The sequence below is a fragment of the Streptomyces sp. NPDC004539 genome, assembly GCF_040610055.1.
GTDB lineage: Bacteria > Actinomycetota > Actinomycetes > Streptomycetales > Streptomycetaceae > Streptomyces.
Window position 1 is genome coordinate 73,874 of sequence record NZ_JBEXLS010000034.1, and the last position, 14,440, is coordinate 88,313.

General features: G+C 70.6%; 18 protein-coding genes. 11 read left to right on the forward strand and 7 right to left on the reverse strand.

The window, feature by feature from the left end; translation table 11 throughout:
* Positions 1-108: 108 nt before the first annotated feature.
* The 4 genes from ABZX85_RS44080 to ABZX85_RS44095 all read left to right on the forward strand — a co-directional run bounded on the left by ABZX85_RS44080 (position 109) and on the right by ABZX85_RS44095 (position 2,495).
* Positions 109-1,422: an XRE family transcriptional regulator gene (locus ABZX85_RS44080; protein WP_355882802.1), complete on the forward strand. Its 1,314-nt coding sequence runs from the start codon at positions 109-111 to the stop codon at positions 1,420-1,422.
* A gap of 79 nt (positions 1,423-1,501) precedes the next feature.
* The gene (locus tag ABZX85_RS44085) at positions 1,502-2,053 is read left to right on the forward strand and encodes a GNAT family N-acetyltransferase (protein WP_355882892.1); all 552 of its coding nucleotides are present in this window, start codon (positions 1,502-1,504) and stop codon (positions 2,051-2,053) included.
* On the forward strand, positions 2,050-2,280 hold the full coding sequence (locus tag ABZX85_RS44090; protein ID WP_355882805.1) for a Scr1 family TA system antitoxin-like transcriptional regulator: 231 nt from the start codon (positions 2,050-2,052) through the stop codon (positions 2,278-2,280). The genes ABZX85_RS44085 and ABZX85_RS44090 overlap by 4 nt, the downstream gene beginning before the upstream one ends.
* On the forward strand, positions 2,277-2,495 hold the full coding sequence (locus ABZX85_RS44095; RefSeq protein ID WP_355882808.1) for a DUF397 domain-containing protein: 219 nt from the start codon (positions 2,277-2,279) through the stop codon (positions 2,493-2,495). The genes ABZX85_RS44090 and ABZX85_RS44095 overlap by 4 nt, the downstream gene beginning before the upstream one ends.
* A 62-nt stretch (positions 2,496-2,557) precedes the next feature.
* On the opposite strand, the gene ABZX85_RS44100 is transcribed toward ABZX85_RS44095, so the two are convergent.
* The 6 genes from ABZX85_RS44100 to ABZX85_RS44125 form a co-directional block, all read right to left on the reverse strand.
* Positions 2,558-3,331 (reverse strand): hypothetical protein, encoded by a 774-nt coding sequence (locus tag ABZX85_RS44100; RefSeq protein ID WP_355882811.1) that lies wholly within the window; start codon positions 3,329-3,331, stop codon positions 2,558-2,560.
* A gap of 199 nt (positions 3,332-3,530) precedes the next feature.
* The gene (locus ABZX85_RS44105) at positions 3,531-3,803 is read right to left on the reverse strand and encodes a hypothetical protein (protein ID WP_355882814.1); all 273 of its coding nucleotides are present in this window, start codon (positions 3,801-3,803) and stop codon (positions 3,531-3,533) included.
* A 180-nt stretch (positions 3,804-3,983) separates the two neighbouring features.
* Complete coding sequence (locus ABZX85_RS44110) at positions 3,984-4,391, reverse strand: hypothetical protein (protein ID WP_355882816.1); 408 nt, start codon at positions 4,389-4,391, stop codon at positions 3,984-3,986.
* Positions 4,392-4,461: 70 nt separating this feature from the next.
* Positions 4,462-5,682 carry a helix-turn-helix domain-containing protein gene (locus ABZX85_RS44115; RefSeq protein ID WP_355882819.1) on the reverse strand — a complete coding sequence of 407 codons (1,221 nt, stop codon included), beginning with the start codon at positions 5,680-5,682 and terminating at the stop codon, positions 4,462-4,464.
* A gap of 46 nt (positions 5,683-5,728) precedes the next feature.
* Positions 5,729-6,928: a cation:proton antiporter gene (locus ABZX85_RS44120; protein WP_355882821.1), complete on the reverse strand. Its 1,200-nt coding sequence runs from the start codon at positions 6,926-6,928 to the stop codon at positions 5,729-5,731.
* 322 nt (positions 6,929-7,250) lie between these two features.
* Positions 7,251-7,616, reverse strand: coding sequence for a hypothetical protein (locus ABZX85_RS44125; protein ID WP_355882824.1), 366 nt, complete (start codon positions 7,614-7,616; stop codon positions 7,251-7,253).
* A 90-nt stretch (positions 7,617-7,706) separates the two neighbouring features.
* Here ABZX85_RS44125 and ABZX85_RS44130 point away from each other — a divergent pair, with 90 nt between their 5' ends.
* From ABZX85_RS44130 to ABZX85_RS44140, 3 genes are all read left to right on the forward strand, one after another.
* Positions 7,707-8,162, forward strand: coding sequence for an NUDIX domain-containing protein (locus ABZX85_RS44130; protein WP_355882827.1), 456 nt, complete (start codon positions 7,707-7,709; stop codon positions 8,160-8,162).
* Between the two features lie 268 nt (positions 8,163-8,430).
* On the forward strand, positions 8,431-9,096 hold the full coding sequence (locus tag ABZX85_RS44135) for a L,D-transpeptidase family protein (protein ID WP_355882830.1): 666 nt from the start codon (positions 8,431-8,433) through the stop codon (positions 9,094-9,096).
* A complete protein-coding gene (locus ABZX85_RS44140) occupies positions 9,093-9,923 on the forward strand; it encodes a serine hydrolase (RefSeq protein ID WP_355882833.1) in 831 nt (276 codons plus the stop codon). The genes ABZX85_RS44135 and ABZX85_RS44140 overlap by 4 nt, the downstream gene beginning before the upstream one ends.
* Here the strand turns inward: ABZX85_RS44140 and ABZX85_RS44145 are convergent.
* On the reverse strand, positions 9,871-10,275 hold the full coding sequence (locus tag ABZX85_RS44145; protein WP_355882895.1) for a helix-turn-helix transcriptional regulator: 405 nt from the start codon (positions 10,273-10,275) through the stop codon (positions 9,871-9,873). The genes ABZX85_RS44140 and ABZX85_RS44145 overlap by 53 nt on opposite strands.
* Positions 10,276-11,010: 735 nt before the next feature.
* On the opposite strand from ABZX85_RS44145, the gene ABZX85_RS44150 reads away from it, so the two are divergent.
* From ABZX85_RS44150 to ABZX85_RS44165, 4 genes are all read left to right on the forward strand, one after another.
* Complete coding sequence (locus ABZX85_RS44150; RefSeq protein WP_355882836.1) at positions 11,011-11,838, forward strand: alpha/beta hydrolase; 828 nt, start codon at positions 11,011-11,013, stop codon at positions 11,836-11,838.
* 154 nt (positions 11,839-11,992) lie between these two features.
* Positions 11,993-12,736 (forward strand): alpha/beta hydrolase, encoded by a 744-nt coding sequence (locus ABZX85_RS44155; protein WP_355882839.1) that lies wholly within the window; start codon positions 11,993-11,995, stop codon positions 12,734-12,736.
* Positions 12,737-12,749: 13 nt separating this feature from the next.
* Positions 12,750-13,538, forward strand: a complete 789-nt coding sequence (locus ABZX85_RS44160) for an alpha/beta fold hydrolase (RefSeq protein WP_355882842.1) — start codon at positions 12,750-12,752, stop codon at positions 13,536-13,538.
* A 40-nt stretch (positions 13,539-13,578) separates the two neighbouring features.
* Entirely contained in the window at positions 13,579-14,370 is a 792-nt protein-coding gene (locus tag ABZX85_RS44165; protein ID WP_355882845.1) for an MBL fold metallo-hydrolase, read from the forward strand.
* The last annotated feature ends 70 nt before the right edge of the window (positions 14,371-14,440 follow it).

The window sequence follows — 14,440 nt, forward strand, 5'->3', positions numbered from 1 at the left end:
CGGGTAGTCCGGTTAGGGACATCAACTACTCGCGCCGCAGGATCGCCTAGGGCGATTTGACCTCCCGCCCGTCTGACGGACGGTGGCCGTGAGGGCTACCTTGCGGGCATGGACTGCACGCGCAACGTGGTTCTTGAGGCGTGGATGACGGAACACGGTTACAGCTCCAACCGCCTTGCCGACACGGTGAACAAGGCCGTCGAGGAATTCACCGGGAGGCCCGGCGGACTGGACGGGTCATCCGTACGGGACTGGAAGGCGGGGCGGGTCAAATGGCCCAAGTCCGCCACCCGTAAGGCACTTGAGAACGTGACGGGGCTTCCCGCTGTCGCCTTAGGGTTCGTGCCACGTGGCCGGAAGCAGGTTGTCCCGACCTCACCGCAACAGGAGGACCCCGACATGAAGCGTCGCAGTCTTGTCGGCGGCATCGCGGCGGCAGCCGTCGCGGCGGCCACGCCCGGCACCTCGTCGCCACGCCGGATCGGTATGAGCGACGTCGACCGCCTCCAGCGGCGCTTCACCGAGATCATCGCCAGCGACCACCGCCACGGCGGCCGACTCGGCATCGAACAGCGGGCCGCCGCCCTCGCCGACGAGGCGCTGAACCTCCAGAACGCGGGGAGTGCGAGCCAGCGCGTACGGAGCAGCCTCTACGCCTGCGCCGCGTCGTTCCGCTCCTCCGCGATGTGGGCCGCGATCGACGGCCGCCGGTACGAGGACGCGAAGACCCATATGCGCGAGGCGCAGACCCTCGCGGAGATGTCCGGCGACCAGGCGATCAAGTTCCGGATCTGGAGCCATGCGGGGACGTTGTACCGGCACATGGGGCGGCCTGCGGACGCGCTCGCGGCGAACGATGTGGCGCGGAACCTGCACATCACCCGCCGGGACCCGATGTTCGCCTCCCTCGGCCTGGCCCGAGAGGCCGCCATCCACGGCACCTCACAGAACCACAGCGCCACGCGCCGAGTACTGGACCAGTCCCAGGACGCCATGCTTCGAGCTACCCAGGGCACCTACCGTCCGGTCTGGCTGCTCGCCTTCTACGACCAGGCCGAGTTGGACTCATTGGCGTTGTCGGCATACCTCTCGCTGGGCAATCACCAGATGGCCGAGTTCCATGCTCACCGCAGTTTGTCCACCCTGCGACCTCACATGGTCCGATCGCGGGCGATCACCACGACACGGCTCGCACACGCCCAACTCGCCCAGGGCGACGCTGATGCCGCCACGTCCACCGCGATGCTGGTACCCGCCGACTCCGCCACTCAACACGCGCGAGTCTCCCGCATGTTGCAGGAGTTCGGAGCGGCTCTACGCGCAGTTGCACCGGACAGTTCGACGACGCAGACCTGGATCGAGCACACCGCCGGTTGGCGAATTCCCGAGCAGGATGCCAAGCACACCGGTGATGTCTTGTGACCGAAGCTCGTGAGGCCGGCCGCTGGGTGGGCTTCCGCATCACAGCTCTTCCCGGCTCATGAAGAAAGGGATGGACCAAGTGACCACGGCGCCCACTGTCGAACTGCGCACGTTCACCACCCTCGACCCCATCCGCAGTGATCTCCTTGACGTCTACGCCGAGGTACGCGCGCCCCTTCTCCATTTGCCGAACTACGCGGTCACAGCTTTCGGAGAACGACTGGACCGGCACGGCGCAGACCCCGGCTTCGTAGCTGTCCTCGCCTACGCCGACGATCACCCGATCGGCTACGCCTACGCCAACACCATCGAGCACGGCAACCGCTACTGGCAGCGCACCACCCCCACCCCACCCGAGCAGTACACAGAACGCCCAGCCCTGGCCCTGAAAGAGATCGGCGTACGCCCCACCTGGCGCGGCACAGGAACCGCACGCCGCATCCACGACGCTCTCCTCGCCGCCCGCCAGGAGCCGTACGTGACGCTCATGGTCAACTCCGCCGCCGGGGACGGGAAAGTGCACGCGCTCTACGAGTCCTGGGGATACGAGGACATCGGCCAAAGCCAGCCGTCCCCCGCTTCACCGCTCCTCACCGTGATGATCCGTGCCGTCGACGGAAGGTCCTGGTGATTACCGAAGACGTCCTCACGAACCGGCTCTGCGCTACTCGCTCGGGGCCAGACGTCATACCCACGACCATTCAGAGCGACACCGCGATGCGCACCGTCGCCGTCTCCGACAAGCCCCGCGAAGTGAACCGGTTCTCCCGAATGTTCGACGCGATGGCATCGAACGCTCTTCCTCCTCGGGACACTCCGAAGTTCCTGAACCAACTAGTACGAGAGATCGCAGAATGAACCGCCAACCCGTCACGATCAAAGCGTCCAGCCTGGCAGGAGTGGCCTGGATCAAGTCCTCCTACAGCAACGGCGGCGGCAACTGCGTAGAAGCCGCCCCCCTCCCCGCCACCATCGCCCTCCGCGACTCCAAGAATCCCGACGGACCCGCGCTCCTGGTCCCCGGTGCCGCCTTCCGCAGCTTCCTCGCCGGTGTTCGTGAGGGTCGCGTCTGACGTTCCGGTCCCCGCCCCTGCGTCCGAGCCAACGCGTAACGGACGCAGGGGCGTCCCGCGTCTCACAGCAAGAACACCCCCACCGTCACCAGCGGCCAATACAGCAGCCGGGCCGCCGTGTTGCCCTGCCACTCCAGGAAACCCACTCTCCGGGTCGAGGTCACCTCGACGACGTTGATGGCGATGAGGGCGATGAGGGCGATGACGAGGTAGAGGATGAAGTAGAAGTACTCGGCGTAGACGATGCCGGAGGAGCCGGTTTCGCCGCGGAGGACGCTGTGTTGGACGGCGACGACGAGCATCTGGGCGCCGCAGAAGCCGAGGACGGCCCAGGTGGAGAAGCCGGAGAGGGCTCGGCGTTCGGAGTCTTTGGTGACGGCGAAGAGAGACGCGAAAACCAGGGCCGTGATGACGATCAGGGGGACGGGGCGGTCCAGGAGAGGGCTGAGGAACTGGCGGGTGAGGCCGGTGGAGAAGTGGAGTTCGGGGATCGTGTCCTCGACGCGCAGGTCACGGCCGTAGGTCGTGCGGTCGTCGATCTCGCCGAGGCTGTAGGTGGTGAAGTGCGGCTGCCAGGACGGCGTGACGATGTGCTGGTAGAGGGCGAGACGGTCGGTGGCCTTCCAGGGCGGGTAGGCCGAGAAGTCGGGGACCAGGACCTGGCGGTCGGCGGTGGGCCACATCGTCAGCCAGACGACCTGGCGGTCCAGCGGGTAGCGGTTGTAGTCGAAGCGTTCGCGCAGGGTCGCGCGCAGCCGCCAGCCGACGACCTGCCCGTCCCCCGCCTTCTCCTGGTACACCCGCTCGGTCGCGCCCCCGTCGATCGCGTCCGGCATCTCGACGGCAGGCTTCTCGGTGGACGCGTCCGCGGGCAGCCGCTGCCAGAGGTAGCCGGTGAGTTTGACGTTGTGGGTGTCGCTGAACTGGAGCGTCTCGATGAGGAGTCCGGTCGGCGAGGACTTGATCGGCCTGGTGGGCGTTCGACACGGCCGTCCCGGGGACGCCCGTCACCGACTCGTCCGCTCCGACGCAGACTCAGATGAACACCGTCGACCCCAGGCACACCAGCGCCGTGAACGCGCTCAGCCAGGCCATCCGGTCCACCCGGCGCCGGGACGGCATCAGCAGGGCCGTCGCCGCGCAGACCAGTCCGGCGACCCCGCAGACGATGACCACCGCCATCCGCCCGGCCTGCGACTGGAGCGCGCGGACGGGGTCGTGCAGCCCTGCGGCGGCCACCGCGCAGCCGATGAGGAGGGCGGCACCGAGGACGGCGCAGGTCAGACGTACCACTTGTTTGGAGGGCATGCCGGGGGTCTGTCGGCGGTACGGCGGGGAGGGGCGGGCACCGGTACGTGTCGGCCGGCCTTCACCCTCCACGTCACCTCAACGGGGGAGCCGCAAAGCCACCGCGGCCCGGAGACCCCCTCGGCCCCCCGACCCCGGCCGGAAACCCCCTCGGCCCCCGGCCCCGGCCGGAAGCTCCCCTCAGTCCTCCCAACCCCCCGAAACCCTCCGATACGCCGCCCGCGCATCCACCACCCGCGCCAACGTTGTCCCCAGCAGCGCCGCCCCCAGCAGACACGCGAGCCACAGGGCGTCCCGGGAGACTGTCCAGGTCAGGGTCCCGAGCGGGGCGATCGCGAAGCCGTTGAGGAAGAGCCAGCACAGGACGGCCGTGCCCGGCGCGGCGGTGAAGCGGGCGCAGAGGCCGAGGACGGCGGCGAGGAGGGACAGCGCGAGGAGGGCGAGGTGGGGGCGGTCCATGCCGACGGTCGTGTTGAGGACGGCGACCAGGAGCAGCGCGCCGGAGAAGGCGCCCGCCCAGATCAGCGGGGTCGCCACCGGCTGGGGTACCGGACGGGCGCCCGATCCGAAATCGCTCCACTCGATCATGCCGACACTCCCTCTCCGACCGGCTCCGCCCTACGCCGCGCGCAGCCCCGGGAATTCTCCCACTCCCGGCTCAGCTCAGTGGCCTGGACGGCCAGTTGAGCAACCTCGCCCCGATGACGGCGGTTTGCAGGGTGTAGCGGTGCGCGGGGTCGGCGGGGTCGACTCCGGTGAGGGTGTGGACGCGTTCCAGCCGGTACGTCAACGCCCGCACGCTGAGCGAGAGTTCACGGGCCGCGGCGGCGGCGACGCAGCCGGTGTCGAAGTACGCGGTGAGGGTGTCGAGCAGCGGCTGCGCTCCGCCGCGTGCCTCCGCCAGCGGGGCCAGGGTGTGCTGGACGAGGTCCATCAGCGCCTGCCGGTCGCGGGCCAGCACCGGGAAGACGAGGAGATCGGCGGCGCGCAACAGGGGCTCGTCGAACCCCATCCGCTGGGCGACGTCGAGCGCGTTGAGCGCCTCCTCGTAGGAGTGCCCGATGCCCACCGCCCCCGTACGCGTCCGCCCGACGGCGACCTGTCCGGCGCCCCCGGTGATGGAGTGGACGAGCTTCGCGAAGTGGACGAGGACGTCCTCCTGGTCGCCCGGCGCGACGCACACCATCCGGCCGTCCTTGGTGGTGAACAGGATGCGCCGGTTCTCGAACCGGGCGAACAGCTCGACGGCGACCTGCCGGGGCACGGGGTCGGTCTCGTCGTACGCCTCGGGGCCGGTCGCGACGGCGACGGCGTGCGCGCGGGACAGGCGCAGGCCGAACCGTTCGGAGCGGGCGGCGAGTTGGCCGGGGTCGCCGTGCCCGGCGAGGAGGTCGTCGATGAACTCCCGGCGCGCGGCCTCCTCCTTGCGCACGACGAGCCGCTGCGCCCGCTCGTACCCGTCGGAGAAGGCGTCCACGGCCTGTTCGAGGACGCTCAGCACGTCGTCCAGGTCGGCCTGCGCGGGCCGGTTCTCCCGGCCCGCGCTGAGGTAGGCGCGGACCAGTGGCCGCCAGGCGAGACCGGCCTCCGCCGCGCGCGCCCCCAGCGCCCGCCGCGACTCCAGTTCGCCGCGCGTCAGCCGCCGGCCCGTCGCCGCCGCGTCCGCGAGGATCTCCGCGAACCCCTCCACGAACGTCTCCCCACCCCCGAGCACCCCTTCCACGCCGTACGCCCCCTCCGTCGTCGTCTGCTGCGTACGACGCACGGGGGCCGGGTTCGGATGCGGTGCGGTCCCCTGGATTCGGCGGGTGGTGCGGGTGGCGCCCGGTGTCCTGGGCCGGGCCGTCCGTGTGCCGGTCCTCGTGTTCGCTCCGGTCATGGTGAGACTCCTCGCCTTCGCCGTCGTCGTACGCGTCACCGCTGTCTCAGCCGCTCGCATGGGCGGCCTCGCGCTGGGGGGTGCCGTTCAGGGGGGTGGTCCTGGTGAAGCGGCGGGCGAGGGGTTCGGTCCAGCGGGCCGTGAGGGGGCCGAGGAGGACGAGGATGAGGACGTAGGCCGTGGCCAGGGGGCCGATGCGGGGTTCGGTGCCGACCGCGAGGCCGGCGATGACGATGGAGAACTCGCCGCGCGCGACGAGGACTCCACCGGCCCGCCAGCGGCCCGGGACGGAGATGCCCGCGCGGCGGGCGGCCCAGTAGCCGGTCGCGATCTTCGTACCGGCGGTGACCAGGGCGAGCGCGAGGGCCGGGAGCAGGACCGGGGGGATCGCGTGCGGGTCGGTGTGCAGGCCGAAGAAGACGAAGAAGACGGCGGCGAAGAGGTCCCGCAGGGGGGTGATCAGGTTGCCCGCGCCCTCCGCGACCTCGCCGGACAGGGCGATCCCGACCAGGAACGCGCCGACCGCCGCCGACACCTGGAGCTGCTGCGCGAGCCCGGCGACGAGCAGGGTCAGGCCGAGGACGACGAGCAGCAGCATCTCGGCGTTGTCGGAGGCGACCGCGCGGCTGACGAGCCGGCCGTGCCGCAGCGCGACGTACAGCACCGCGCCGACCGTGCCGAGCGAGATCAGCAGGGTGACGGCGCCGCCCGCGAGGCTCACGCCGGCCAGGACGGCGGTGAGGATCGGCAGGTAGACGGCCATCGCGAGGTCCTCCAGGACCAGCACGCCGAGGACGACCGGGGTCTCCCGGTTGCCGAGGCGGCGCAGCTCCCCGAGGACCTTCGCTATCACCCCGGACGACGAGATCCAGGTGACGCCGGCGAGCGCGACGGCCGCGACGGGGCCCCAGCCGAGCAGCAGCGCCATGGCCGCGCCGGGGGTCGCGTTGAGGACGAAGTCGACGGCGCCGGAGGGGTACTGCGTCTTCAGGGTGGTGACCAGGTCGGAGGCGCTGTACTCCAGGCCGAGCATGAGCAGCAGCAGGATGACGCCGATCTCGGCGCCGGTCGAGATGAATCCCTCGCTCGCCTCGAACGGGAGGAGTCCGCCCTGGCCGAAGGCGAGTCCGGCGAGCAGGTAGAGGGGGATCGGGGAGAAGCCGATCCGCCCGGCCAGCCGGCCGAGCAGGCCCAGGGCGAGGATGATCACCCCGAGTTCTATGAGCATCGCGGTGGTGTCGTGCACGGGCGTCTGACCTCCGTCGATTCGGTTCAGGTCGCGGGCGTCTGTGCCGACGCGCGGCCGTCCCGGAGGAGGGCGCGCGCGTCGTACGTACGTGAAGGTGATGGGTGTTGTCGGCAGGCCCGGCGGTACGCGGTACGGCGTACGTCGGCCCGGGCGCGGGCAGCGCTAGAGGCTGCGGCCGGTATCAGGAACGCCGTCGCGGGCGGCGTTGTCGACACGGACGGCACGGATGCCCTGGTACATGGAAACGCCCCCTTCCAGGCGACGGTCGTAAGTATTCGGTAAAGAACTTTACCGTATCTCTCCTTGCCGCACGGCAAGTTCAGGACGGAAGCGTCAGCTGGGCCTTGCGGGGGCGAGCGCGAAGGGTGAACACGATCATGGCGCTGACCAGCGCGGACGCGATCACGAGAACATCCGCGAGAGGTTTGCCGAACTGCTCCCGGAGAGGGGCGAGCAACAGGAACCCGACCGCTGTCCCGACCAGCCCCGCCGCGACCGCGGCTCCCCAGAACCGGTGCCGCGTGAAGAACCACTGCGCGAGGAACACCATCACGGAGTAGGGGAGCATTCCGCTGTCGCCGTCCACCAGCCAGAGGAATCCCCAGGCGACCCCGATCAGGACGAATCCGCCCAGGGTCACCAACGCCGCCTCGGTCCATGGCACCGGCTGCTGATGCTTGTGCACGGTCTCGTCCCCCCGGTTGCGGTTTCACGTGAAACATATCGAGGAGGCAGGAGACTTGATCATGCTGCCCGTCCGACGAGAGGTGTACCCGTGAAGCGACTCGTCGCCCGTCTGTGGCGGCTCATGCGTGGTTCCTTGCAGTGGCGGGTGTTGTGGGTCGCGCATGCGAAGTTCGTGGTGGGGGTGACGGGGGTCGTGCGGAACGAGGGGGGTGAGGTGTTGTTGTTGAAGCATCGGTTGTGGTCGCCGAGGCATCCGTGGGGGCTGCCCACGGGGTTCGCCGCGAAGGGAGAGGAGTTCTCGGCGACCGTGGTGCGGGAGGTGAAGGAGGAGACGGGGCTGGATGTGGTGGCGGGGCGGCTGGTGCGGGTGCGGAGCGGGTACCGGCTGCGGGTGGAGGTGGCGTACGAGGCGGTGTACGTCGGGGGGACGTTGAGGATCGATCCGTTCGAGATCCTGGAGGCCCGGTGGTTCCGGGCGGATGAGCTGCCGACGGGGTTGCAGGAGGCGCATCGGGAGCTGATCAGGGGGATCGAGCCGTCTTGAGTGCGTGAGGGGGCCTGAGTGCGTGAGGCGGCTGTGTCAAGCACCCTTGCGTCCTCCGATCGGGGGGAATCGGGTGGGGGGTCGCGTGCCGGGGTGGTGGGGGTGGGAGTGATGGCGGGACATGGTCTCGGTGGTGGGAGGTGGCGAGGTGCGGCGTCGGTGGCGGCGGTGTCGGTGGGGGGTGGTCGGGGGGACGTTCGCGTTGGTGGCCGGCGGGGTGGTGTCGCCCTCGGCGGCGGTGTCGGTGGGTGCCGCGCCTGTTTGCCGGATGTCCACCGGGCCTTATCAGCGGGAGCTTGAACGGCATTTGCGGCTGACGGTCGACGGGTCGCAGTCGGCTGGGGACTGCGCGGCGATCCGGGGATTTCAGGCGCGCAACGGGGTCGTGCCCGCCGATGGATACGCGGGGGTGGCCTCGTACCGGATGGTGCTGGTGGTGGAGGCGAGACGGAATCCGAATGCCGGGGGAAAGTGTCCGGTGCGGCGGTACCGGGTCGCCTGCGTCGATCTGACACGGCAGTTGATGTGGGTGCAGGAGGGGCGGCGGGTCGTTTACGGGGTGGTCCCGGTGCGGTCGGGGAGGGACGGGTACGAGACGCGGACGGGATGGCATCGGATCTACTGGCGGGACCTGGACCACTATTCGAGCCTCTATGACGACGCCCCCATGCCGTATGCGCAGTTCTTCGACGGGGGCCAGGCTTTTCACGGGACGTACGGGGATCTCTTCGCGGGCGGATCTCACGGGTGCGTGAACCTGCGGCTGGCGGACGCCCGGCGGCTGTGGGGCGTACTGGAGCTGGAGGACGCGGTGTTCGTGTACGGCGTGAAGCCCGGGACCGCGCGGAACGTGCCGTATGCGGCGCCGGTGCCGTGGGGGGACCCGGCGCCGGTCGGGGAGGTCGGGCCGCCGCCGAACCCCGATCCGGAATGAGGCGGCGGGCGTGGTGCGCGCAGCTGGTGTGCGCGTGCCTGCTGGCCCTCGCGCCGGTGCCGACGGCGCGGGCGGCGGCCGGGGTGAGCTGCGTCTCGGGGCAGAAAGGGCTGGCCACGACGTTGCGGAAGGGGATCACGCGGGCGCTCTCGGGCCGCCGGGGCACGGTCGCCGTCGCCCTGCACGACCCGACGACGAGCACCCGCTGCGCCCTGCGCGACACGTACGCGTTCGACGCGGCCAGCGTCGTGAAGGTGACCGTGCTGGGGACGCTGCTGTGGGACGCGCAGCGGGCGGGGCGGGCGCTGACCGAGAAGGAGGAGAAGCTGGCGTCGTCGATGATCACGCGGTCGGCGAATTCCGCGACCAATACGCTGTGGAATCAGCTGGGGGTGGCGAAAGTCCGGGGATTCCTGACGGCGGCGAAGATGACGCGGACCGAGCCGAATCCGTACGGATACTGGGGGCTCACGCAGCTCACCGCGCGGGATCAGCAGCGGTTGACGGGGCTCCTGGCCGGGCCGAACGACGTACTGAACGCGACCTCACGGTCGTACGTGCTGGAATTGATGGGGAAGGTCGTGAAATCGCAGCGGTGGGGGACGACCGAGGGGGCGCCTGCCGGGGTGGCGGTCCATGTCAAGAACGGGTGGCTGCCTCGGGAGAGTTTCGGGTGGCGGGTGCACAGCAGCGGGGTGTTCGTGGGGCAGGGGCGGACGTACACGATCACCGTGCTTTCGCAGGGGAATTCGAGTATGAAATACGGGGTGACGACTATTCAGCGGGTCGCTCGGGCGGTGCATTCCGCGCTGGCGGTCGAGGTGTAGCGTGACGGCGCCATTGGGTGGGGGTGGCGCCGTACGCCTGGTGGAATCTGCGGGAGAAATGGGCGGGGTTGGAGAAACCCCAGGAGCGGGCGATGGATTCGATCGTGCGGTGGGCGTGCTGGGGGGGCGGCGAGGTCGGCGCGGGCGCCGTCGAGACGGCGGTGGATGATCCACTTCTCCAGGCTGAGCCCGCCCTCCTCGCAGACGCGGTAGAGGGTGCGGACGGAGATGCCGTGGGCGTGGGCGACGCCGTGCGGGGTGAGGGCGGGGTCGGTGAGGTGGGTGCGGAGGTGGGCGAGGATGCGCGGGAGGAGGGTCTCGTGGGCGACCTCGCGGCGGGTGCGGGCGTCACCGGCGACGGAGACGATGAGGGCGCGGGTGAGGTGCAGGGTCGCGTCCGCGAGGGGCTGGGCCTCGGGGCCGCCGGCGTAGCGGTCGGCGCCGTGGCGCAGGGCGCGGATGTGGTGCAGGAGGAGGGGTTCGAGGGGGCTGTGGGAGAGCAGCGGGATCGCGTCGCGGACCGTGTCCACGGGGAGGCCGAGGTGGGCGAGGTCGACGGTGAACGCGAGCGAGCGGCCCAGTCCCTGCCAGCCGTACTCGTGCGAGGCCGCCATGTGCGGGACCAGGCCGATGCCGTCGGCCCCGAGGAGGCGCTGGTGGCCGTCGGCGCCGAATCGGGCGGTGCCGTGGCCGGGGGCCTGGGTCATCAGCGAGACGTTGCCCGCGAGTTCACGGCGGGTGGTGCGGGCCGAGCGCAGGAAGCGGGCGCCGGTGCCCTGGGTGTCGAAGAGGGTGAGAGGGCCGAACGTCCAGATCTCGATGCGCTTCCACAGCCTCGACGCCGGTTCGCCCTCCGTCAGTTCGGAGATGCCGCCCTCGCGCGCGACCGCCGTACGCAGGGCCTCGTAGCGGTCGGACTCGGGTAAGTCGTCGGTGTCCAGGACCAGCACGGTGCCCCACCCCCACGCCCCAGGGTTCCTCAACTGACGTACAGGGGCAAGCAGTTGGCGCGTACGGCACAGTCGTCGGCGGGCCCGCGTGCCATGCTCCCCGTCGTCCGCGCAGGCCACTCCTCGGGAGCGCCCCCATGCCGTTCGTCACGACAGCAGACGGAAGCCGGATTCACTACAAGGACTGGGGTGAGGGGCGGGCCGTCGTGCTCAGCCACGGCTGGCCGCTCGACGCCGACAGCTGGGAGGCGCAGCAGTTGCTGCTCGCCGGGCACGGGTACCGGGCGATCGCGCACGACCGGCGGGGGCACGGGCGGTCCGAACAGCCTTGGCACGGCAACGAGATGGACACGTACGCCGACGACCTCGCCACGCTCCTCGACACGCTCGATCTGCGGGACGTCACGCTCGTCGGGTTCTCCACCGGGGGCGGGGAGGTCGTGCGGTACATCGGGCGGCACGGGACCGCCCGGGTCGCCCAGCTCGTCCTCGTCTCCGCCGTGCCGCCGTTCATGCTGCTCACGGACGACAATCCCGGGGGTGTTCCGGGCGCCGTCTTCGACTCGATACGGGCCGGGTCGCTCGCCGACCGGTCCCAGCTGTACCGGGACCTGGCCGACGGGCCGTTCTTCGGGAACAACCGGCCGGGGGCGTCGGTGTCTCAGGGGGTCCGGGACGCGTTCTGGGCGCAGGGGCTGCGGGCGGGGCATCGGGCCGCGTACGAGTGCGTCGCCGCGTTCTCCGCGACGGACTTCCGGGGGGATCTGGACGCGGTGGACGTGCCGACGCTGGTGATTCACGGGGACGACGATCAGGTCGTGCCGTTCGAGGTGGGCGGGAAGGCGTCGGCCGCGCGGGTGAAGGGGGCGGAGCTGGTGGTGTATCCGGGGGCGCCGCACGGGATCACGGACACGCACAAGGAGCAACTGGGTGCGGATCTGCTGCGGTTCCTCAACTCGTTCTGACCGTCGGGTAGTTGACCTGAGTCGTTGACCTAATGGGAGGGGATCTTCGATGAGTTCTCGTCGTCGGGTGTTGGGGAGTGTGCTTGCGGCCGGAGGCGCGATGGCCGTGGGAACAGGGGGAGTTGCTTCGGGGGCGGAGGGTGTGGGCCCGGGTGTGGAGGCCGACTCCGTTGCCTCCGGGGGTGGTTCGGGGTCGGGGATCACCTTCGTCCTCGTGCACGGTGTGTTCGCCGACGCCTCCGGGTGGAACGCCGTCGCCGCTCGGCTGCTGCACGCCGGGCATCAGGTCATCGCGCCCGCGAACCCGCTGCGGGACATCGCCGGGGACTCGGCGTACGTGGGGAGCGTGCTGGACACGATCACCGGGCCCGTCGTGCTCGTCGGGCACTCGTACGGCGGTGAGGTCATCACCAACGCCGGGACCGGGCGGGCGAACGTCAAGGCCCTCGTGTACGTCGCGGCGTTCGCGCCGGATCAGGGGGAGAGCGCGCTGCAACTGGCGGGGCAGTTTCCCGGGAGTCGGTTGCCGGACGCGCTCAGGACGCGGGCGTTGCCCGGTGGGGCCGATGCGGACGGGTACATCGACCCGGCGAGGTTCCACGACGTCTTCGCGCAGGACCTGCCGCGCTCCACGACCCGGCTCATGGCCGTCACCCAACGGCCGGGCAGCCTGGGCGGGTTGGCGGCGCCCAGTGGGGTGCCGGCCTGGCGGAGCGTGCCGTCCTGGTACGTCGTCGCCGGGGACGACCGGGTGATTCCGCCGGCCGCCCAGCGGTTCATGGCGCGGCGGGCCGGGAGCCGGACGGTGGAGGTACGGGGGGCCTCGCACGTCGTGATGATGTCGCGGCCCGAGGTCGTCGTACGGCAGCTGGCGGCTGTCGTACGGGCCATTGCCTGAAGGGAGTTGGGGCGTGGACACGATCGTTCTCGTGCACGGGTTCTGGGTGACTCCGCGGAGTTGGGAGCACTGGGTCGAGCACTACAAGCAGCGGGGGTATCGGGTGATCGCGCCCGCGTATCCCGGGTTCGAGGTGGAGGTCGAGGCGCTCAACTCCGACCCCGGGGCGGTGGAGCGGCTCACCGTCGGGGGGATCGTCGACGGGCTTGAAGAGGTGATCCGAGGGCTCGACCGGCCGCCGTTGCTCATCGGGCACTCCGCGGGCGGGGCGTTCGTCCAGATGCTGCTGGACCGGGGGCTCGGGGCCGCGGGCGTCGCGATCTGCTCGGCTCCTCCGCAAGGGGTTCGGGTGGCGCCGCTCTCCCAACTCCGTGCGGCCTTCCCCGTGTTGCGCAGTCCCGCGAATCGGGGGCGGGCGGTGGCGCTGAGTGCCGCGCAATGGCGGTACGCCTTCACCAACACGTTTCCCTCCGGGGAGTCCGACGCGTTGTACCGGCGGTACGCCGTGCCCGCGTCCGGGCGGATCTTCTGGGACAACGTCCTCGGGAACTTTCGGGGTGGGCGGGCGGCGACGTACGTCGACTACCGGAATCCGCTGCGGGCGCCGCTGCTGTTCGTGTCCGGGGAGCGGGATCATCTGATGCCGCCCGCCGTGCAGCGGGCCAACGCCCGGAAGTATCGGGGGGTGGGGCGGGTGGAGGTGCGGGTGGTGCCGGGGATGCCACATCTGCTGCCGGCCGCGCCGGGGTGGGAGGGGGTTGCGGACTCGGTGGTGGAGTGGGGGGTGGGGGTGGTGGGGTGAGGGCTTCGGTGTACGGGAGTCGGGGACTGAAGGGGGTCTCATGAGCGACGTTCGGGTCATCCACATCGGAGGGCCTACCGTGTTGATCGAGGTCGGGGGGTGGCGGTTGCTCACCGATCCGACGTTCGATGCGCCTGGGCGGAGGTATGCGTTCGGGTGGGGGACGTCGTCCGTGAAGACGGCTGGCCCCGCGCTGTCTGTCTCCCAACTCCCGCCTCTTGACGCGGTGTTGCTCACGCATGACCATCACGCCGACAATCTCGACGACTCCGGGCGGGCCCTGTTGCCCACGGCGGGGGTCGTCCTGACAACCCCCTCCGGGGCGGGGCGGCTCGGCGGCAACGCGCGGGGGCTGGCGCCGTGGGAGACCTGGCGGCTCTCCGCGCCGGGCCGCCCCTCGATCGAGGTGATCGCCACACCGGCCCGACACGGTCCCCCACTGTCCCGTCCCTTCGTGGGAGACGTCACGGGCTTCGCCCTCCGCTGGCCCGGCCAGCAGCACGGGGCCCTTTGGATCTCCGGGGACACGGTCCTGTTCGACGGGGTTCGCGAAGTGGCCCGGCGGGTCCAGGTCGGGACGGCTCTGCTTCACCTCGGAGGTGTCCGGTTCCCCCTGACCGGGCCCGTCCGCTACACGTTGACCGCTTCCGCGGCTCTGCGGGTGTGCCGGGTGGTGCGGCCTCGGGTGGTGGTGCCTGTGCACTACGAGGGGTGGTCGCATTTTGTGGAGGGGCGGCGGGGGGTGGAGGCGGCGGTGGGGCGGGCTTCGGGGGGTGCGCTGCCGGAGTTCGTTTGGGTGCCTCGGGGGGAGGGGGTGGGGGTGGTGGTGTGAGGGGGTGGGGTTTGGGGGTTCGGCTTCGAGGGGTGGGGGTGAGTTCGTAGGCTTTTCTTTGAGGGGCGTT